This is a genomic window from Rhizobium sp. N731, assembly GCF_001664145.1.
Taxonomy (GTDB): domain Bacteria; phylum Pseudomonadota; class Alphaproteobacteria; order Rhizobiales; family Rhizobiaceae; genus Rhizobium; species Rhizobium esperanzae.
This window is the reverse complement of the sequence record NZ_CP013601.1, coordinates 1395209-1416193: the sequence shown is the minus strand read 5'-3', so window position 1 is coordinate 1416193 and position 20985 is coordinate 1395209. Positions and strand designations below refer to the sequence as shown.

The window sequence follows — 20985 nt, the reverse complement described above, 5'->3', positions numbered from 1 at the left end:
TCAAGGCATCGGATCAGCATCCGTTCAAGGATGTTTCGCAGGCGAGATATGTATATGAATTCATCGCACCGCATCCCCCAGCTGCTCTTTCGCACGACGTTTGTCATCGGTGTACTCGCCCTTCTTGCCGGCGCGGTGTCGCCGGCTCTCGCCGATAGCGCGTTCTTCGCTCCACAAACGAAAATCCGTCTGAGCGTCGTGCAATGGATACCCTCCAAGGGTCAGTTTGATCGGTTGGATGGGATCAGTGGGGAATACACTGTTTCGGATTCAGGTATAATCTCCCTGCCCTTCCTGGGGGCGCTGGCGGTCGCCAATCTCGACAATGAGGGCCTTACCATCGAAATTGCCAAGCGCCTTCAGGCGAAGATGGGTCTGACCCAGGCACCTGCAGTGACCATCGACGTTCTGGACTATTCCTCCATTTACGTGGTGGGAGACGTGATGGCGCCGGGAGAATACAAGTTTCGCTCCGGCCTCAGCGTCTTGCAATCCCTCGCAATGAGCGGCGGCCCGTTGCGGGCGGCGGCGCAGCAGCAATCGCAGGCGATCAGGCTTGCCGGCGATTTGCGGGACATTGACCATTCGCTGCTGCGCAGTTCGGCAAAGCTCGCGCGGCTGCAGGCGGAGATGGCCGACGCGAAGGAGATAGTCTTCGATCAGCCGCCCGCCGCCGATCGGCAATATGCCGAGAGTATCTACCAGGAGGAGCGGGTCATTTTTCAGGCCCGTGCAAGCGCGCTGGACAGACAGTCGGTAGCGCTCGTCGAATTGCGTAATCTCTTGACTGCGGAAGTCGAAACGCTGCAAGAAAAACTGAAAGGCTCGGATGACAATATCCAGTCGGTGGAGGAACAACTGACGAGCGTGAAGACGTTGGTCCAGAAGGGCCTGACGATCTCCTCACGTCAGATGGATCTGGAACGATTGCTCACCACCTATCGCTCCGATCGGCTCGATCTCGTGACTGCCATCATGCGGGGACGCCAGGCAATCAACGAGACGACGCGCAGTCTCGAGGGACTTTCCGACACTCGCCGCAACGAGCTCGCTACCGAGCTACAGGCGGAAAAGGCCAACCTCGATCAGCTCAAATTGAAGCGTGACACCACGCAACAGCTGCTTCTCGAAGAACTGTCGAGCGGCGCCAGCGTGAAGAATTACAATGAAGAACTGCCGCTGACGTTCATTGTGAGCCGGCGGGAAAAGGGTGAGGTCAGTCAATTCCAGGCTTCCGAAATGACGGAGCTGGCACCGGGCGACGTGGTCAGGGTGACTCGGGTACGCACCGCCGATGCGTCTTCCGAAGACGCCACTGCGCTGCCTGTCCAGACAGGGGCGAATGTCAGTCAGGTAAGCCGATGATAACGGGCTGGGGCCTTCGATGACTTTCAGAATGATCCCACCAAGCCAGACCTATACCCAGATCCTCAAATCGACGATGCTGATGGGCGGCTCTTCGCTCGTCAACGTCGCACTCAGCATCGTCAGAAACAAAGCCATGGCCGTCCTGCTCGGGCCGGAAGGCATCGGGCTGATGGGCCTTTACAGCTCGATCGTGGACATGGCGCAGTCCCTCGCCGGCCTGGGCGTCGGCGGCAGTGGCGTGCGTCAGGTCGCTGAGGCAGCCGGCACCGGCGATACAACCAGGATCGCCCAATCGGCGACCGTACTGAGACGCATATCAGTGGTGCTGGCGCTCTTTGGGGCGCTCCTTCTTGCCGCATTGGCGTATCCTGTCTCAAGTTTCACCTTCGGTGATTACCAGCACGTCGGGGGCATTGTGCTGCTGTCGCTCGCCGTTTTCTTCCGGCTGGTGTCTGCGGGGCAAGGCGCATTGATTCAGGGTATGCGCGGAATTGCGGATCTTGCCCGTATCAACGTGCTTGCCGGGCTCTTCGGTACAGCGGTGAGTATCCCTCTTATCTATCTCTTCGGGGTGCAGGCGATCGCACCGTCGCTTGTGCTCATTGCAGCTGCCTCAATCGTTCCGACGTGGTGGTACAGCCGGCGGATCTTTCCAAATCCCTACCCGATGTCGGCGCGCCAGTTCGGCCGGCAGGTGTCGGCGCTGCTCCGGCTCGGGTTCGTCTTTATGGCAAGCGGGCTTCTGACCTTCGGCGCGGCCTATGCCATCCGCATCATCGTGCTGAAGGAAGGCGGCGTCATGGCGGCGGGATTGTATCAAGCTGCCTGGGGTCTCGGCGGTCTCTACGCCGGCTTCATCCTGCAGGCCATGGGGACGGATTTCTATCCTCGCCTGACTGCAATGATCGACAACGATGTCGAATGCAACCGGCTCGTCAACGAACAGGCCGAAGCCAGCATGCTGCTCGCCGCCCCCGGCCTGCTCGGCACGCTGACGCTGGCGCCGCTCATGATGAGCCTGTTCTATTCGGCAGAATTCCACGGGGCAGTCGAACTTCTGCGCTGGATCTGTCTCGGCATGATGCTGCGCATTATTTCCTGGCCGATGGGTTTCATCGTTGTGGCGAAGAACACCCAGGCGATTTTCTTCTGGACTGAGGTTGCGGCTGCAGTCGTGCATGTTGGGCTTGCCTGGCTCCTAGTATCGCTGCTTGGTACCCAAGGAGCCGGCATGGCATTTTTTGGCCTCTATGTCTGGCACGGCATCCTGATCTATGTGATCGTCCGCAAATTGACCGGTTTTCGCTGGTCCGCCGCCAATCGCCGACACGCGTTGCTTTTCTTGCCCGCATCGGGGCTGGTATTCCTGATGTTCTCGATTTTGCCGCTGTGGCCGGCGACGGTGATCGGCTTCGTCGCCGTCCTTGTCTGTGGGTTGTATTCACTGCGCATGCTGGTCGACCTGCTTCCGCCGGAGTCCGTGCCGGCCATGATTCGCGGATGGATCACAAAGTCAGCCTAGAGCGATTCAGCTCTTCACGAAAACGCAGGGCCGCTTTAACCTTTTGTATTCACCGCAATTCCCGGCAACAGCGCTTCGCGGTTGCCTGGGAAAACCGCTTCGCACTTTCCTGGTGCTATAACGAACAATGCGCGCATCCTCAGATCCGCGCATTGTTCGTTATGCAAATTGCCGTATCAGGAGATCGCGTTCAGGCGACAGCGATATCCATGGGACGTTGGACGTTGGCGGCTCCGACGGTAGCCTCCTCAAGGGCTGCGCGAAGTGCCTCAACAACCCTGACGATGTCGAGGTCCGTCATCTGGGCGAAGAGCGGCAGGATTATCGTTTCCTGCTGCGCTGACACGCTTCGCGCCAGGCCAGTGGCGGCTCGATGGACGCTCTGGCCGGAATATGCTCCTTCCAGATGAATGTTCATCACGCCGCGCCTGGTCGATATCCCTTGATCGAGCAGTACCTGCATGACTGCCCGTTGGTCGACGGCATCAGGTAATCTCACACAGAAGCTCTGCCAGTTGCTGCGGGCCCAATCAGGCTCCATCGGCAGCTTTAGGCCGGCGATCGTCGACAGGTGCTCGCAATATTGAGCGGCAATCCGCCTTCGCTCTGCAACCAGCTCCGGCAGCCGCCGGAGCTGCACCCGTCCGACCGCGGCCTGGAGGTCGGTCATGCGATAGTTGTAGCCCAGTTCATCATAGTCTTCGAAAATCACCTGTTTCGAGCCGTGGCGGACGGCATCGGTGACGCTCATGCCATGCTGGCGCCACAGCCGGAATTTTCGGTCATATTCCGGATTCACAGTCGTCAGCATGCCGCCGTCACCCGTCGTGACGACCTTTCGGGGATGGAAGGAGAAGCAGGCAATGTCGCCATGCGGCTTGCCGATCTTTTCCCAACGCCCGTCCCAAAGGATTTCGCTTCCCGTCGCACAGGCAGCATCCTCGATAACCGGTATCGAATGGCGCTTGCCGATCTCCACGATCGAACGGAGATCGCAGGGCATGCCGAGCTGATGCACGCACAGGATTGCCTTGGTGCGGGGCGTGATTGCCGTTTCGATCAAGCTGGGGTCGATATTGTAGCCATCCGGCTCGATGTCGACGAAGACGGGCACCGCATTGCAGTACCGAACAGCGTTCGCGGTGGCGATGAACGAATGGCTGACCGTGATGACTTCATCACCGGTACCGATGCCGACCGCCATCAAGGCGAGATGAAGCGCGGTCGTGCAGTTGGAAACGGCACAAGCGTGCTCGGTGCCGACGAAGGCTGCGAATTCCTTCTCAAATGCCGCGACTTCCGGCCCTTGCGTCACCCACCCCGACAGGATGACGCGGCGCGTGGCTTCAGCCTCTTCCTCTCCGAGAACGGGTTTGGCGACGGGAATCGTCGATAACAACGGGCTCATGCAGCCTGCCCTCCTGCCGAAGCAGTCTTCGACTGCCACCACGCGACAAGGTCACGAAGCCCCTGCTCCATCGAGATTTCCGCCTTGAAGCCCAGAAGCCTTTCGGCCTTGCTGATATCGGCAAGACGACGCGTGACGCCGTTGACGGCGCGCGCCTCTTTGTGCTGCGGCTCGAGTGAGGATCCCATGATATCACTCAGCATCTGCGCGAGTTCCAGCAGGCTTATTTCCCTGCCGCTCGCGACGTTGAACACCTCGTCCGTAACGTCGCTCTTTGCCGCCAGCATGTTTGCCCGCGCGATATCGCGTGCATCGACGAAGTCCATCGTCTGGCTGCCGTCTCCATAGACGAGCGGCGGCATTCCGGCCGCCAGACGTTCCATCCAGCGGATCAGAACTTCCGTATAGGCGCCGTAAACGTCCATTCTCGGCCCGTAGACGTTGAAATAGCGCAGCGCCACATAGCGCAGGCCGTACATTTCCGCGAAACTGCGCAATAGACCCTCGTTGAAGGTCTTGGCCGCGCCGTAGATCGTCCGGTTATTGTAGGGATGATGCTGCTCGGTCGTCGGGAAGCTTTCGGCAAGCCCCAGCACGGAGGCGGAGGAAGCAGCAACGACCTTCGACACGCCGGCCTTCACGGCAGCTTCGAGGACGTTGAACGTGCCCTCGGCCAGAACATCGAAGGCGAGCCGCGGTTCTTCCGCGCATTGGGTGATGCGGATCGCCGCCTGGTGAAAGACGATGTCGACGCCTTCGAAGGTTTTCGCCAGCAATGCCCTGTCGCGGATATCGCCCTCGATGATGTTGACGGAGCCGCTTGATATTGCCGTGCTGAGATTGTCCCGGCGCCCACGCACGAAATTGTCCAGGACGATGATCTCGCGAGGTTTTTCCAATGCAACAAGATCGGCAATATGCGAACCGATCAGACCTGCACCGCCGGTGATGAGCACTCGTTTGTTTCTCATGATCTTCCCTCACGCGACATGTTCGTCATCGGATCATTCTCCGAACGCCAACGTATGAATTTCGCCGGTACACCGGCGGCAACCGAGAACGGCTCGACGTCGGAAACGACGACTGCTCCCGCTCCAACGATCGCCCCCTTCCCGATGGTCACGCCGGGAAGAATGGTCGCATTCGTTCCGATATCGGCCTCTGCACAGATGCGTACCGGCTTGATTTCAAGATCCGTACGGATGATCGGCACGTCTATCGGCAGTGCGGTGTGGGTCGAGCCAAGCACCTTGGCGCCCGGCCCCCACCCGACAGAATCCTCGATCACGAGGTCGCGCGCGTCGAAATAGGCCATCGGGCCGATCCAGACATTGTCGCCGATGACGCAAGTGCCATCGTAGCGTCCCTGGATGTAGGCCTGAGCACCGATGAACACGCCATTGCCGATTTCGAACGTTTCCGGATGTTTGAAACCAGCGCCGCCTGCGACCTGCAGACCTTCGCCGCAGCTCCGCGTGATAGCCTGCCAGATGGCTTTGCGCATCAGCGCGTCGACCACGCCGTCGCCTGTCGCGAAGCGGCCGTAGAGTTCGATCAGGCCGGCGCGCCCATATGATTGCCTGAGCTCTTCGACGAGCCCCGCCTGATATGCTGGATCTGCCGGCTTCTGGCTGCGGCCGTGGACGGCCTGCACGACGCGAGCCTCGCGTGGACTAGCTGACATAGGCATACTCCAGCGCAGCCGCGACCTGATCGACGTGCTGTACGGGCATTTCAGGATAGATCGGTAAGGAGAGAACCTCGCGTGCGGCAGCTTCCGAGACCGGGAAGTCGCCTGCTTGGTAACCGAGGTCGGCATGGGCCTTCTGCAAATGAACGGGAATAGGATAGTGCAGGCCGGATGGAATGCCCTCTGCTGTGAGCACACGTTGCAGGCCGTCCCGATCATGGCTTCTGATGGCGTAGACATGGTAGACATGCCGCCGCTCCGGCACTTCGACAGGCGTTCGCAAATGTGGCGATCCTGCAAGCAGCGAGGAGTAGCGGCGACCATGCGAACGACGGGCTTCGGTCCAGGCTTCGAGATGCCGGAGCTTGACACGCAGAATGGCTCCCTGGATGGCGTCCATGCGATAGTTGAAGCCCTTCAGCAGATGATGATAGCGCTGCTCCTGACCCCAATCCCGCAGCATGCGCATTGTCTTGGCCTGCTCATCGCTGTTCGTGACGGCGATCCCGCCCTCGCCGCAAGCGCCGAGGTTCTTGCCCGGATAGAAGCTGAAGCAGCCAGATGCGCCGATGCTGCCGGCGCGCGCGCCCTTATATCGGGCGCCATGTGCCTGGCAGGCGTCCTCGATGACCGGGATCTGGTAGCGATCGGCGACTGCCATGATGCCATCCATATCCGCCATCTGACCATAGAGATGGACGGGGATGATGGCCTTGGTCCGGGAGGTGATCTTCGCCTCGAGCTGAGCCGGATCCATGGTCAGCGTCACCGGCTCGACATCGACGAATACGGGTGTTGCGCCCGTATAGCAGATCGCCGACACAGTCGCGACAAAGGTGAATGGCACTGTGATGACTTCATCGCCGGGACCAATGCCCGCCGCAAGCAAAGACAGATGCAGGGCACTCGTCCCGGTGTTGACGGCGATCGCGTGTTTGACGTTGCAATAATCCGCGAATTCCTGCTCGAGGCGGATGACTTCCTCGCCCAGTATGTATTGCCCAGAGGCGAGCACGCCGAGCACGGCGGCGTCGATTTCGCTCTTGATCGATTGATATTGTGCTTTGAGGTCCAGAAAGGGGATCATGCGATGCGCCTCGCCTCTTCGAGCTCGACGATACGACCGCGCTGTGCGAGCGACCGGCTTGCGGCTTCAAGGACTCGAACGACACGCAACCCGGCATGCCCGTCCGTAATGGGCCGGGAATTCTGCTCGATGCACTCGACGAAGTGATCCAGTTCGCGCTTCAATGCCTCGGTCATATCGAGCTTGGGCGCCCACATATCGCCGCTGCGGTAGCCGACCAGCATCTGATGCACCTTCTCGCCATACGCATCGGAATTTGGGCACATGGTGATGCCCTTGTCATAAACCTTGATCTTTTCGCTGGGCTCGAGATCGTCATAGACGATCATCTTGTTGCTGCCGCCGATCAGCGTGCGGCGCACCTTGACCGGCGCAAGCCAATTGACGTGGATGTGCGCGATGAGCTTGCTCTCGAAAAAGAGCGTCAGATAGGCGATGTTCTCCGGCTCGCCGAGCACGTGGCTCATGCCCGTCGCAGAAACAGCCACCGGTTTTTCCTGCAGGACGTGGTCCAGGATGGAAAGGTCGTGCACGGCGAGGTCCCAGATGACGCTGACATCATGCTGGAAGAGCCCGAGATTGACCCGAACCGAGTCATAATAATACATGTCGCCAAGGCCGCTTTCGACCAGTTCGCGCATTTTCCGGACGGCGCCGGTGTGGACGAAGGTATGATCCACGGCCAGCACGAGGCGCCGGCGCGCAGCTTCGTCGACCATTCGCGAGGCTTCTTCCGCCGTCGCTGCCATCGGCTTTTCGACGAAGACATGCTTTCCGGCCATCATCGCCTGCATTGCAAGCTTGAAATGTGTCGAGACCGGCGTCGCGATGGCGATCGCGTCGACTCTCGGATCGCGCAAGACTTCCTCGAAGTTGTCGGTGACCGTTATTGCGGGGTACCGGCTTTTGACGGCCCCCAACCGTTCGACGTTGAGATCACAGACTGAAACAAGGTGGGCGCCGGCCGCTTCCGAGATGTTACGAACCAGATTCGGACCCCAATACCCATATCCGACAACAGCGATACCGATCATTCCATTTCTCCCAACGCAAACATGTCTACCGGTCCGTCATTGACGCGGCCGATCACCCGAGCCGGAACGCCCGCGACGATGGCGCCGTCAGGCACGTCCTTCGTTACAACCGCCCCGGCGCCGACCTGCGCAGCCTCTCCGATGGTCACGCCGGGCAGAATGGTGGCGTTGCTGCCGATCGACGCGTGGCGCTTGACAAGTGTAGGGATGAGGATCCAGTCGGCCTCCGTCTGCAGGCTGCCGTCCGGATTAATGGCGCGCGGGTAGGTGTCGTTCGTAAACATGACCCCGTGGCCGATGAACACGCCGTCTTCCAGCGTCACGCCCTCACAGAGGAAGGAATGGCTGGAAATCTTGCAGTCTCTCCCGACCACGACATTCTTCTGAATTTCGACAAAGGTGCCGATGCGCGTTCCTGCGCCGATCGTGCAGCCATACAGATTTACGAGATCTCGATGGTGGATGACGCTGCCGTCGCCCAGCTTGACATTTGATGCAATCATCCCTGAAAACCCCTACTACTCCTAACAGGGCCCGATTTTCAGTTGAAACAAACAATCGGGCGATTGCGTCCAAGGTTTCAAACCAACAGGACAAATATTTCTCTACACCTCAAAGAGAATTGTTTTCGTCACTCGAGTAAAGAAACAAAACGGTTAAGATTACTCACCTAAAGGCGTATCTACTTATGACGACTTACGCCCTGGCTCATGCTATCGACCAGCACTGGTGGCAGGAGTCACCTCCCGTACGCAATGCGGCCTACGCCGGAGACAGCGATTGTTTCCATGCATTTAGTGGCTTGCCATAAAACAGATATGTAAAAACATAGACTAGCTTGCGATGAATCCAGTAAGACCTAAGTCTATACTCAGGATTACCTTCCAATTTCCAGCAATTTAAGGAAGTTGTGCTGTACTTAGCCTATATTAGCTACTGTAACGTTCCGCGAATTGTGGTATTCGATTCCTACTTTAGAGTTTCCTAAACCCCCGTATTGAGAGGGGTCGGTACTCGGGTCGTAGTGAAGCGTAACGTGTTAGAGGGAGGGTGAAGCTGTGAATTCAGCACTTATACCGAATTTGGACCTCAGGCAGGAAAACGTAGCTCTTCCCCTTAATAACGCGCACACACTTGCCCTATCGGCAGGACAGACGCATTCGCTTGTCATTCTCGATAATCGCGAACTTGATCGTCAATGCCTGGCGCAATGCATGGCTGCCCAAAAGGCGGATTTGCAGATTCTGGCGTTTGGATCGATTGAGGAGTGGAAGCAGAAGCGAGACGAATACGCTCCGCTTGCGGCAATCCTCTTGAACGTCGGCGGCAAGAAGGTCGATGAACCGGCCGTTTCGGAACAAATCCGGAAGCTGTCGTCGGAATTCGCCTCTACACCCCTTATCGTATTGGCTGATAGCGACGATTTCGGCCAAATCGTCAGGGCTCTTGAGTACGGTGCCAAAGGGTTCATACCCGCCTCAGTCAGCGTCAGCGTCTGCATGGAGCTGATCGCGCTGTCGGTGGCAGGAGGAATATTTGTGCCTGCAAGCGCCCTGTTCGCCATGCGTCACCTGCTGGACTCGAGCAACTCGACGGCCCGCCCGCTCTCCGGCATCTTCACCGATCGTCAGGCAGAAGTGGTGGAGGCGCTCCGACGCGGAAAGGCGAACAAGATCATCGCCTACGAGCTCAATCTCCGAGAGAGCACCGTCAAGGTGCATGTTCGCAACATCATGAAAAAGGTCAAAGCGACCAACAGGACGGAAGTTGTTTTCAAACTCAACGACTTGTTCCAAAGTGGTGTTCCGGCGTGAGCGTGAATACAGCGATGCGCTGATACAATTCTTGGGGTCAATCTTTTCGTATTTTGCAGCACATTTGTGCTCAAATCACCCCGGTGGCGCGAAATGCGTCACCGGTTTTTTTTGATACGTTTTTTTGATAACCGGGCAGGTCTGTCTCGTATGGCGTGAAGAGCGATCGAGCGCTCAGCTGCCGACCGTTGTTCCCGTACTTGCAGATGAACTAACCCGGTTCCTGCGCATGCATCCTGCAACTCGTCGCGCGATGGACTTCAAGGCGTACCAATACTTTGGCCCAATCATTTGCTTGCAGGCCAATTTGAAGCAGGGCAACGAATTTCGCAGCTCAGGAGAGACCTCCAGTGCAAAACGCTGAATGGCAGCGGCCGTTGCAAGGTCGAAGTTGTTGAAGGCGATGCCAGCCTGTTGAAGCGCCTTATTTCCGAGCTCCCTGGCAAGAAAGCGTCTCAGCGTCTGATCCTTTTTGAGGCTATCTGTCGCTTGGCTAAACAGCGCATCAAAAGCCTTTTTTCTTTGCAGAAGGTCGGAAAGAATGTTTTCGCCGTAGTATTGCAGCGACATATTCGAAGCATGTCGGCGATATACTGCTTGATCCTCTTTGATGAAGCCTACATCGGCATGTGATGCGAGCCGCAGCCACATTTCCATATCGCCGGCATGCGGCAGCTCCTTACGATAGCCGCCAACCTGCTTTTGCAGCGCCGTCCTCACGACAGCCGTCGGCGTTGGAACGAGATTGCTTGCCCCGCTCAACCGCATGAATTGCGGACCGGACAAGACCTGCATGGGACGCACGTTATCGCCGAGAGGATCAGCGCGGCTCGTATTACCGTCCGGCTCAGCTATGAGCGCGTTCCCGAACGCCATCCCCACATTTGGATAGGTGCGCATCAGTTCCGCCGCGCGGCCCAGCGAGCCCGGCAAAAGATAATCATCCGCAGAAAGAAGCAGGAATAAGTCACCGCCTGCCCAATCGATTCCCTCATTGTAGGTGGCGATGTGGCCCATGTTTGTCGTGTGCCGCCGATAAGTGACCCGGTCATCCCGGGACGCCAGCGCCTTTCCGACTTCCGGTGTATTGTCCGGCGAGCAGTCATCCAGAATAAGCACGCGCACATCGACGCCTGCTTGTGAAAGGACACTCTCAACAGACTCCTGCAGGAAATGAGCGTAGTTATAGCAGGGAATGACGACATCAACACGTTGCAAACTTATTCCTCCGCTGGCACAGCGCCATGCTTGGTTCGACAGATCTTCCGCTGGCGGCATCGTCTTGTTGTTCAGTGGCGTTTGTTTCCCGCTCGCAGGTGCGTTGAGAGATGTTTCCGCCTCAGCACTCATATTTTGGCTCCGAGATAGGAGTACGGGGAAAGTCTTGACAGCGCATATTGACCGATCAGCTTTGCTACCGTGCGCCGCCTGAGCGGAAAGCCGAAATCCTGCCAGATGCGCCAGCGGTCTCGAACCGGAAGGGACTTGAGCCAGTAGTAGGGCTGATCAGTGAATGCGAGGGTCTTGCTGCCCGCGGGGGCAGGTTCACCCATCCGCTTGTAGTCGGCTTCCCAAGTCGTGCGGTAACAGACCGTCGAGATCGGCTCATGAGCGCGCGACAGCCCAGAGCTCCGTATCGAGCTCCAATAGACAGAATCTCCTACTGGATAGAGTTCCCTCGGCATGTGAGCCCAACGCGCGATGATCGGCAGGCACGGCCGCGTGAGAAACAAGCAGTTCGTATCCACGTGCGTGCGGCCGTCGCTTTTTGAGTCGTCGAACATGTAGGTGCCGTCTGCGCGATGCATCGAACGTCTCGATGAGCAAACCGCAGCACCGGTACGGTGGTGAAGTTCAAGCAGACGCTGGATGTGGTCGGATCTGTACCAGTTGTCCGCATCGAGAAACGCCACCGCGTCATAACCCTGGGCGAAGGCGCTGAGGCTGCCGATCACGCGAGCCATGTTGCCCGCATCGCCGTGAGCATTGGGCAGGATGAAATGTTTTGCGCCCCAGCGACCGACGGAACTGTTCGGAAAACCGTCGGCAACAAAGACATGGTCGCATGCAACGGTTTGGTCGACAACGCTCGCCCGGCACTGCTCAAGGAGTTCGTTAGGCTCCTTGTAATATGGTGTAATAACAGCAATGCGCATTGCCCATGTCCTCGGTGTTTTTTTGCGGCGATTTGCACGTCCGACGATCGCCGCCCCTTTTTTACAAACCGCGATATGGGCTCGGTTCAGTAAACCCAAACCGAGCCATGATTTGCGCTTTGACGTTGCCGATCACGTTCCCAAGGGCGCAGCGTGCGGAACGGGAACGCCGACGGCCGGAGCAGGCGGATTGGTGTAGGCCATCTGTGGAAATCTGACGCCGGGCATGCTTCTGGCCTCGCCGGAAAGCTTCCACTCGAAATAGGCGATCGTTCTCTCGAGCCCCTGGCGCAGGCTCACCGTCGGCTGCCAGCCCAGTTCCTGCTTTGCCCGGCTGATATCGGGCTTGCGCTGGGTCGGATCGTCGATCGGCAGGGGTTTGAAGACGATGCTTGATTTCGATCCGGTCATGTCGATGACCATTTCGGCCAGTTCTCGGACCTGGAATTCTCCCGGGTTACCGAGATTGATCGGACCGGTTACGCCGGCCGGCGTACCCATCAGGCGGATGAAGCCCTCGATCAGATCGTCGACATAGCAGAAGGAGCGCGTTTGCGTGCCGTTGCCGAAGATGGTGATCGGTTCGTTTTGAAGCGCCTGAACGATGAAATTGGAGACGACGCGGCCGTCATTGGTCTGCATTCGTGGCCCGTAGGTATTGAAGATCCGTGCCACCCGGATTTCCACGCCATATTGACGGTGATAGTCGAAGAACAGCGTCTCGGCGCACCGCTTGCCTTCGTCGTAGCATGCCCGCGGGCCTATGGGACTGACGCTTCCGCGATACTCCTCGGGCTGCGGGTGAACCGCCGGATCGCCATAGACCTCGCTTGTCGATGCCTGGAAGATCTTTGCCTTGGTGCGCTTGGCCAGGCCGAGCATATTGATTGCTCCATGCACATTGGTCTTCACGGTCTGCACCGGATCGTGCTGGTAGTGGACCGGAGATGCCGGGCAGGCAAGGTTGTAGATCTCATCGACCTCCACATAAAGCGGGAATGTGATGTCGTGGCGGAGTATCTCAAAACGAGGATCGTCAAGAAGATGCAGCACGTTATCGCGCGAGCCGGTATAGAAATTGTCCACGCAGAGGACGTCATTGCCCTCTCGCAAAAGCCTTTCGCACAGGAATGATCCCAGGAATCCGGTGCCGCCGGTAACCATAATTCGCTTCTGTCCGTGCATTGATTTGCTCCGTTGTTAATGTTTGCCCACAGGGATGGAGAACATGTCAGCAGGCTCCCTTGCCTTTCAGGACCGCAGGAATTGTGCTGAGAAGGATGTGCCAGTCGAACCACAAGGATCGATTGTCGATGTAGAACTCGTCGAGTTGCTGCTGCAGTTCGATATCCGCATTGCTTCGTTCGGATATCTGCCAAAGCCCAGTCAGCCCCGGCGTTACCGAGCGCCGCTTGGCACGAAACTCGCTATCCATCGCCGAAAGGTGATATTCCGGGAAGGGGCGCGGTCCCACGAAGGACATCTCTCCTGCAATGATGTTCACCAACTGCGGGAGTTCGTCGAAACTCGATGAGCGAAGGACATGCCCGATCACCGGCAGGATGCGCGGATCCTGCCGAAGCTTGAAGTGGTTCGACCACTCGGCTTGTATGTCCGGATTGTCCCGGAACAATGTTTCGAGCCGCTGCTCCGCATCTCTGTACATCGTTCTCAGTTTCAGGACGCGCACCGGTTTGCCAGACAAGCCTTCCCTGGCGTGTCTGAAGAAGACGGGGCCCGGATCGATGGCATAGATCGCGGCGGCGGCAACCAGAATGCAGGGCATCAGCACCAGCGTCGCAGGGATAGCGATCACGAGATCGAGGACTCGACGAACCAGGTTCGAGCTTGCCGATCTCCCGCCGACGGCCAAGCGAACACCGATCTCTCCGCCGACGTCCGCGGGTCGCAATCCGGTTATCTTGAGGTTCGGCGTGTCGGAGAGGAGGATGACTTCGGCGAACTGCCGACGCATCGTTGCCAACTCGGCGATAAATGAGCCCGTATCATCAGCGATCAAGGCAATCGACGGCCCATTGTCGGCTAATGCTTCCGAAGTATCGGGAGAAAATGATTCCGGCCGAATGCCGTAGTGCCAATGCTCTGAGAAATACGCCATGAGCGCGGGGATGCGATTGCGGGCACCGACGATCACTGCCCGCTCACCCCAGATACCGATCCTCCAGGACAGTCCTCGTGCGGCCCCACGCATAAGAGGTTGAACAACCAGTCCGAGACCCAGGAAGCCGATGATCGGAAGCAGCACTCCTAGCCCTTCCGGCAGAAGAATCGCCCCAAACGCTGCAATGACCCCCACCTTGAAGGACGCTATCGTGCGGCGGCGCAGATGTTCGTGGTCGTGGAGACGATATCCGGGATAGAGGGCGTTCGATGCATAAAGAACGATCGCTGCCAGCGCTGCGAGGGCGAACGCGCGCTCCGGCACCATATTCTCCGAACCGTGCGGAAGAAACGGCAGCAGAAGAAGATAGGCTATCAGATAGCTTGCGATGTCGCCGGCAATCAGAAATGACGACGTAGCAAGCCGAGGTAACCTGCGCCTGAATGGAACCGGTATCTTCAGCCCTGCCCGCTTGTTGAATTCGTCGGTCGGCGTGGGGTTTGCCACGAAAGGGTTCGCCTTCCGCAGGTCGGACGTGATTGCTGACGGCGCAAATAGGGACATGATCGCTTCACACCTTTACGGCTGTTGCTTTTGGCGCACTCGATCCGAAAACCTGGTCTTCGATCGGAAACTTCCGAAGCCCCAGTCTCTGGAATGCTGTCAGTGAGATGAAGGTCGGCACGACGAGCGCATAGCGCCGCCATAGCCGTCGCGGCTCGCATAAAAGACGAAAGGCCCATTCGAAGCCGCTTCTTTGAATGAACCTTGGAGCTTGCCGCTTGAGGCCGGCGTGGAAATCGAATGCAGCTCCGACGCCGATAAGCATCGATGCATCCAGACGGTCACGCATGCGCGCCATCCAGAGTTCCTGCTTGGGACTGCTCAGCCCCACCCAGATGATATCGGCGCCGGATCGATTGAGCCGGTCCGCAATATCGGCTTCCTCTTGCGGCGACAGTTTATGAAAAGGCGGTGCATAGGAGCCGGCTATCTCAGCTTCCGGGAATTTCGCGAGAAGCCGCGCCTGCAAGTGCTGCAGCGTCTCGGGCGTTGCGCCATAAAGGAAGTGGCGTATACCCTTCGATGTGCCGGCCTCGAAAACAGACAACATCAGATCAGGTCCGTAGACCCTGTCGCTGTCCACATGGCCAGCACGCTTCAACGCCCATACCAACGGCATGCCGTCGGGGGTCACGAGGAACGCCCGGTTATGTATCGACCGGAGCTCTGGGTCATCTTGACATCGGACGACACCGTGTGCGTCGCGAACACACACATATTCCCTCCTGCCGTCTTCAATCCCTTTTTGAATAAAACCGGTCGCGCTTTTAAGATTAACTGCCGAAATGCGAACACCAAGGACATTAGTCCATTCCAGGGAGTCCTTTTGTTTAAGAACTGAAGTTTGGCCTCTGTCTGTCGGTTGCTTTCCCATGACCTACGCTTTCGCGATTTAAACTGTCACCAGAATATGCCGGCAGAGCGATTGCCTCCATACTTTCAGTTCCAACTATTGGACGTAGAAGACACTTCATATTCCTACGCCTTCGGCCGAGATAAGTTACAATGTTCGAAGTAAGGCGGCGTACCCCCACGGCTTGCCACGTTGCTCTTTTTGATGAGTACGATCCCGAAAGAGCGGTTTGACCTTCACAAAGCCGCGGAAGATAGTCACTCTCGCGCCAAGCCTGGGCGGACCTGCGCGCGAATAAAGCGGGGGAGAGATGGTTAACCCAACAGGCGAGATGACAGGCCCGGCTGGCGAGCCTTCAGAGCTGCCCGGCAAAACTAACCAGCTACAGAAAGACCTGAGCTCTCATGGGTATATCGTCATCAGAGAACTATTGTCCCCCGATCAGGTGGAGCGCTTACGGCTGATTATCAAGCAGCACCTGAAGTCGGGAGGTCGCTACCAGTACGGCGGCAAACTCCAGCTTCATGCCATGTATGTCGCAGAGGAAATCGCCAAGTTTCTGACTTCCGATGTGATCCTCAGTCGCCTCAAGGAAATCACGCGACCGCTTGACGTCATTCTCACGGGCGAATGCGATATGATGATCAACACGACATCGTCATGGCATAACGACGTTCCCCACCACCCTGCCTGCATCGACGGAACCATCTTCGCGGACGAATCTTTCAGGGTCTACAAGATCGCATTCTACCTACAGGACCAGGACGAAAACTCGCCGGCGACATTGAAGGTTCGACCAAGATCTCACCTCAAGGGCCTGGTTGAGAGCATGCCGGAGAAGGGCTTGGGTATAGGGGCAGGCGATGCCATCATCTTCGACGTGCGCATCGAACACGCCGGTCAAATGCCGACACTCGTTGACAGAAGCCTACGCAAGTTCTTTGAGCGGATCGGGCCGCGACTTCGCCTCGACTCGCAAAAGGCTTTCACCCTGACACGTTCAGCCCTCCGACGGATGGTCGGGACCGGTGACCGCATGGCGCTTTTCATGACCTTTGGTCCGTCCGATCCATGGACCCACTCTTATGCCGAAGAAGGCTGCAATCGCCATCCCGGCGTTCGGGGAACGCTGAGTGCAGAGGTTCTGAAACAGCTCGCTGCCAATAACATCAGCCCGCCCATTATCGGCAAGCCGGTCGCACCCCAGCAGGTTTCCGGCCCGGGAACTTGATGCGTATAGCTCCGTCGGCGTATGCATTCGAACCTGACGCAGTATCCGTTGGAATTTTCGCTCTGGGCCGGTTCGCTGAGGCCATGACGCCATAGCTCCTACCGGCAGCAGTCATTTCCGTCGCGTTGCGGCCTTGTTATTTGGGGTGCGACGCTACGCTGCCTATGTCGATCCCAGCCTTTTGAAGATCGCTTAGACTGCCAAACTCTCCCGACGGCATGGTCTCCGGATGTATCCTGAAGCTCTTGTCGTTCAGATTGCCGCTGTAGCGGTTACGCGCAAATTGCACCGATCCGAGCTTGTGGTCAGGCACGTAGATGTATGCCGCCAGCCCATTACCGCTGTTGACCGACACGATATTGTCCTCGATACGATTGGGGCCTGCCCAAGGGGGACGCCACCCCCGGCCCGTACCGTCATCGACGCGAAAGGCAGCCCCAGACCCGCCTGTAATGATGTTCCCGGTCACCAGGTTGCTCCAGCCGCCGTTTATGCCGATCGCCGATATGTTATCCGAAAGCGTATTTCCTTCGATGCGCACTCCACTCGCCTTGCCGTCGGTATAGATCGCCCAACTGATAGGAGAAGGCCATTCACTGGTATTTTCATATCCAGGAGGCCAGAATGTCCCATCGACCCTGTTCATAAGCTGACCTGTTCCGGTGACGAGATTGTAGCGAATGCTGCTGTTCAAAGGGTCCGTCTGCTCACCCATCATCTTGATGGCACCGCCATCTGCCGTTTGCTGATTGGCGTTGCGGACCACGTTGTGTTCGATGACCGCGTCATGAACTGCGTCCTGATCTCCCCACAGCGAGCCACCGGCGATACCGAACTGGGCTGCGTTTTCGATGAGATTATGAGCGATCCTGACATTGTCGGCAGCCTGGAACCAGATCCCGGCCGTTTCGAAATAGACCCTGCCGATGTCATGGATGTGGTTCGACAGGATTGTCGCACCGTGGGACTTGAGGAAGGTGCCGTAGGTCGTGCCGACATAAATCCCGTTGCCGGCCACATCCGCAATCACGTTGCCGGCAATCAGGACATCTTTGCTCTCGGAAACATGGATGCCGACGCCGACATTGTCGATGGAATTGCCAAGCAGCCGGACGCCGTCCGCCCGGTCGAGCCGTATGGCGCCGAAGCTCCTGGTGTCGGTACCGAACTTGCCGCTGCCGCGCGGATCCCCATCCCGGAACTGGAGCCCGGATACAACCATTCCATCGGCTCCATCCAGCCTGAAGAATGTCGGCAGGATGCCGGCGACAGCCGTAGAACTGATTGGCAATCCATCGGTCGGGAGGTAGACGAGTTGCTCCTTGGCGCGGTCATACCACCACTCGCCGGGAGCATCGAGCAGGGCCGCCGCCCCGGCCAGGAAATAGCGGCTGCCTTCCGCGGTGAAGAAATAGGCAGTGCCTCTGGTGTTGATGGCCCGGTTCGCGGTGTCGATTGAGACCACTGGGAGGGTGTCACTGCCCCATTGGCTGCCGGGGCGAAAACCACCGACAATATGGGCGACAAGCCCCGCTGTATTTTTCGAGATCGCAAGATCGCCGGCATGGAAGCAAAAACGCGTGTTGCCATGCCATATGTCATCATCCTCAGTACACTTGGCCGCAAAAAGCCATCCTTTGCGCGGATCTCCATCGAGCGGGGCGTTGGGAAAGCGTGCCTGCGTCTGCACCGCCCCCTTGACGAAAAGGTCGCCCACCTCCCTGCCTGCAGGCAGCTTCAGTGATGCCGTCCAGCGGCCATCGGCCTCTGCCGTCCAATTGCGTACAAGCGGACCCCCGTGCAGAACCGGCGCTTCGTTGCACCTCGCCGCGATGACAAGGCCCGCGTCGCGCGCGTCGAAGACGATCGGTTCAGAGAGATAATAGTCCCCGCCGCCCATTGCGATCGTATTTTGGCCGCCCTTCTCACGCGCAGCATCCTGAGCTCTCTCGATGCTGACAAAAGGACCGTCGGTATGCTGAGGATTGGGTTTGGGAAGACGCCCACTCCAACTGTCCTTGCCATTAGGAGAAACATAGAATACCGCCCGGGCCGCAGATGTGCCCGTCAGTACTTTGCTCAGTGAAGTCCCCTTCAACCTGTCGGAAAAGATAGCCGGCGACGCTTCCGCGCAAGTCGCTTCCCTGAGCGCCGTCTGCAGCTTATCGGGCGCATCTGCGTCCGAAGTCACTGAGGCCAGGTTGCTCGGCTGCGGAAAGAGCGTCGTAAAGAGAATGCTCAAGATTGGTGCGAAACGCAGGCTCAAATCTGCATCTCCGCCGTTTTGCTGCGCGCCGATGTCCGCATTTGCTGGCCGGGGGTCATTGAAACAACGGGCTCGTATAGAGAGAACATGATGATGCCCGACATAAACAGAACGAAAATCGCGTCATTCTGAATTAGGAAGATGGTCTCGGTCATGTTCATCACCAAAATGACGACTGTGAAGACATTCAGCCAGAGCCAGCAATAGCGCGGGTCCCGGCATTGGAGGACCGCCCCTTGGCGCAATGCCTGTAGAAGCATCAGAGCGAACAAAATCATTCCGCTTATTCCGAAGTTCAGCAGCGTATCGCGGAATCCGTTATGGGCGTGGGGAGCCATCCATTGGATCTTCGACCAGATAATCCAGGCCTCGGGATTCGCCTCTGTCCAAAACGCCTGGTAGCCGAAGCCGAGCAGCAGATGATCGGCAATCTGACCATCGACCAGTTCCCACAAGGGCACTCGGCCCGTTAAAGTGGCATCCTTGCCAAGCGCCTCCAGGAATGGAACCAGGAATTCGTGAAGCAAAAGGAGGAGCCCGATGAACATTTGAACAAAAAACAGGATGAGGACGATGCGACTGATGCCACCGATCCGCCGCAACAGGGAATAGAACCCGATCAAGCAATAGGCAGATACCGTCGCAATGATCGCGGTCATCGATCCGGAGCCCATGAGACAGGCCCCACCCGCGATCAAGAAAAGCAAAGCGGTTCGCCGCAAACCCCGGTTACCGTCCATTAAAACGGCCGTCGACACCAGTATCATCATGGCGGCATACCAACCGAGACTGTTCTTGTGGATGAATATGCCACGCACGGCGCCGTCCATCGGCATGCGAGCGAGACCCGGCGACGCCACGAAGACCAGCAGGCTGAGGACGATGCATATTCCGAAGGTGGCAAATGCCAGGAGAAGCAACTGCCGTGGTGTGAAGCGTATCGCCAGCACGTAAGCCAGAAGCACCGTAAAGAGCAGGCCGATGGCGCGCCTGAATGTCGTTGATGGGCCTACCGACCAGAAGACGGACACAAACGGCATGGCGACCATCAGGGGGACAAACCAATTTCGCTTGAGCGCCGTTAGAAATTGCGGAAAATTCCTGACCAGCATCAACAATGTAAAGCCGTATACGGGTAGGCAAAGCAGACGCAATATAGACCGGGCGTGATCGCTAAGGGCTCCGTCGGCGTCCGCCAGCATGAGCGGGAAAAGGGCGCCTGTCTGAAGGAAAAGGCAGAAGCCCGCGCCCCAGCATTCTATCGCTCGCCAACTGACGGTTGGCCCATTCGCGGCTCTAAGCGTATCGGCTCTCATCATCGGTCCCGATTTGCTTGGACAGATGAGAGGCTGTTGATCGCGGCAATTTGGAAAGACATGGGTCCCCTTTCACACCTGCGCTGCTTACCAACGAACATCCCGCCACATCCCCAGTCAACTGACGCAAACGAAGACGGAGCTAAGCCTAACGCGCATACCCACCGTCCAAGGACGTTGGTTGGGTTAAGCTCACGGTCACCCCCTCCCCCAAAAGTTGGTGCTTGGGCCAACGGCATTGCCCATAAGAGCAGATGTCACCCGTGACCAATCGCCGGTAGCTTGGCGATGAAAACATACCGCGAAGATCGCGCTGAGCCGCAGTTGGTGGTGAGGTGAGGCAATAATTCTGGCGCAGCTGGCTGTTGGCAGTGACGCTTGGAAGGGTTGGGATTCTTATGGTTCTGCGTCATGGTCCTGGTTTCGTATGCACTATAACGGAAGCGTCACGCGTTGCGGTGGTGACCCTACGAGCTCAGGGCGGAAGCCTGATCGCGCAGAATGATGCCTGTCCGCCTCTCATCTCTTTCCATCAATTCGCGTTGCCGAACGAA

At 57.8% G+C, this 20985-nt stretch carries 17 protein-coding genes; 4 read left to right on the top strand and 13 right to left on the bottom strand.

Annotated elements, in window-relative coordinates:
• Window positions 1–48 precede the first annotated feature (48 nt).
• Complete coding sequence (locus AMK02_RS07015) at window positions 49–1365, top strand: polysaccharide biosynthesis/export family protein (protein WP_064801498.1); 1317 nt, start codon at window positions 49–51, stop codon at window positions 1363–1365.
• A 19-nt stretch (window positions 1366–1384) separates the two neighbouring features.
• Window positions 1385–2890 (top strand): O-antigen translocase, encoded by a 1506-nt coding sequence (locus AMK02_RS07010; protein WP_064801496.1) that lies wholly within the window; start codon window positions 1385–1387, stop codon window positions 2888–2890.
• A gap of 190 nt (window positions 2891–3080) precedes the next feature.
• Here the strand turns inward: AMK02_RS07010 and AMK02_RS07005 are convergent, their stop codons facing one another.
• From AMK02_RS07005 to AMK02_RS06980, 6 genes are read right to left on the bottom strand one after another with little or no spacing between them, the layout of a single operon-like run.
• Window positions 3081–4298, bottom strand: coding sequence for a DegT/DnrJ/EryC1/StrS family aminotransferase (locus AMK02_RS07005; protein ID WP_064801494.1), 1218 nt, complete (start codon window positions 4296–4298; stop codon window positions 3081–3083).
• Window positions 4295–5269: an NAD-dependent epimerase/dehydratase family protein gene (locus AMK02_RS07000; protein ID WP_064801492.1), complete on the bottom strand. Its 975-nt coding sequence runs from the start codon at window positions 5267–5269 to the stop codon at window positions 4295–4297. The genes AMK02_RS07005 and AMK02_RS07000 overlap by 4 nt, the downstream gene beginning before the upstream one ends.
• Window positions 5266–5982: an acyltransferase gene (locus tag AMK02_RS06995; RefSeq protein ID WP_064801490.1), complete on the bottom strand. Its 717-nt coding sequence runs from the start codon at window positions 5980–5982 to the stop codon at window positions 5266–5268. The genes AMK02_RS07000 and AMK02_RS06995 overlap by 4 nt, the downstream gene beginning before the upstream one ends.
• Window positions 5972–7075, bottom strand: a complete 1104-nt coding sequence (locus AMK02_RS06990; RefSeq protein WP_064801488.1) for a DegT/DnrJ/EryC1/StrS family aminotransferase — start codon at window positions 7073–7075, stop codon at window positions 5972–5974. Before AMK02_RS06990 ends, AMK02_RS06995 begins: the two co-directional genes overlap by 11 nt.
• Window positions 7072–8109, bottom strand: a complete 1038-nt coding sequence (locus AMK02_RS06985; protein WP_064801487.1) for a Gfo/Idh/MocA family protein — start codon at window positions 8107–8109, stop codon at window positions 7072–7074. The genes AMK02_RS06990 and AMK02_RS06985 overlap by 4 nt, the downstream gene beginning before the upstream one ends.
• Window positions 8106–8612: an acyltransferase gene (locus tag AMK02_RS06980; RefSeq protein ID WP_064801486.1), complete on the bottom strand. Its 507-nt coding sequence runs from the start codon at window positions 8610–8612 to the stop codon at window positions 8106–8108. Before AMK02_RS06980 ends, AMK02_RS06985 begins: the two co-directional genes overlap by 4 nt.
• 555 nt (window positions 8613–9167) lie before the next feature.
• On the opposite strand from AMK02_RS06980, the gene AMK02_RS06975 reads away from it, so the two are divergent.
• Window positions 9168–9923, top strand: a complete 756-nt coding sequence (locus AMK02_RS06975) for a response regulator transcription factor (RefSeq protein ID WP_064801485.1) — start codon at window positions 9168–9170, stop codon at window positions 9921–9923.
• Window positions 9924–10097: 174 nt separating this feature from the next.
• On the opposite strand, the gene AMK02_RS06970 is transcribed toward AMK02_RS06975, so the two are convergent.
• The 5 genes from AMK02_RS06970 to AMK02_RS06950 form a co-directional block, all read right to left on the bottom strand.
• On the bottom strand, window positions 10098–11141 hold the full coding sequence (locus AMK02_RS06970) for a glycosyltransferase family 2 protein (protein ID WP_064801484.1): 1044 nt from the start codon (window positions 11139–11141) through the stop codon (window positions 10098–10100).
• A gap of 128 nt (window positions 11142–11269) precedes the next feature.
• On the bottom strand, window positions 11270–12079 hold the full coding sequence (locus AMK02_RS06965) for a glycosyltransferase (protein ID WP_064801483.1): 810 nt from the start codon (window positions 12077–12079) through the stop codon (window positions 11270–11272).
• A gap of 132 nt (window positions 12080–12211) precedes the next feature.
• The gene (locus tag AMK02_RS06960; RefSeq protein WP_064801481.1) at window positions 12212–13264 is read right to left on the bottom strand and encodes a UDP-glucuronic acid decarboxylase family protein; all 1053 of its coding nucleotides are present in this window, start codon (window positions 13262–13264) and stop codon (window positions 12212–12214) included.
• Window positions 13265–13310: 46 nt separating this feature from the next.
• Entirely contained in the window at window positions 13311–14765 is a 1455-nt protein-coding gene (locus AMK02_RS06955; protein WP_064801479.1) for a sugar transferase, read from the bottom strand.
• Between the two features lie 7 nt (window positions 14766–14772).
• Window positions 14773–15639 carry a WecB/TagA/CpsF family glycosyltransferase gene (locus tag AMK02_RS06950; protein ID WP_064801477.1) on the bottom strand — a complete coding sequence of 289 codons (867 nt, stop codon included), beginning with the start codon at window positions 15637–15639 and terminating at the stop codon, window positions 14773–14775.
• A gap of 289 nt (window positions 15640–15928) precedes the next feature.
• Here AMK02_RS06950 and AMK02_RS32055 point away from each other — a divergent pair, with 289 nt between their 5' ends.
• Window positions 15929–16849 carry a phytanoyl-CoA dioxygenase gene (locus AMK02_RS32055; RefSeq protein WP_237350448.1) on the top strand — a complete coding sequence of 307 codons (921 nt, stop codon included), beginning with the start codon at window positions 15929–15931 and terminating at the stop codon, window positions 16847–16849.
• A gap of 136 nt (window positions 16850–16985) precedes the next feature.
• Here AMK02_RS32055 and AMK02_RS06935 read toward each other — a convergent pair whose 3' ends face one another.
• On the bottom strand, window positions 16986–19115 hold the full coding sequence (locus tag AMK02_RS06935; RefSeq protein WP_064801469.1) for a right-handed parallel beta-helix repeat-containing protein: 2130 nt from the start codon (window positions 19113–19115) through the stop codon (window positions 16986–16988).
• Window positions 19112–20431 (bottom strand): O-antigen ligase family protein, encoded by a 1320-nt coding sequence (locus AMK02_RS06930; RefSeq protein ID WP_064806046.1) that lies wholly within the window; start codon window positions 20429–20431, stop codon window positions 19112–19114. Before AMK02_RS06930 ends, AMK02_RS06935 begins: the two co-directional genes overlap by 4 nt.
• Window positions 20432–20985: the final 554 nt, after the last annotated feature.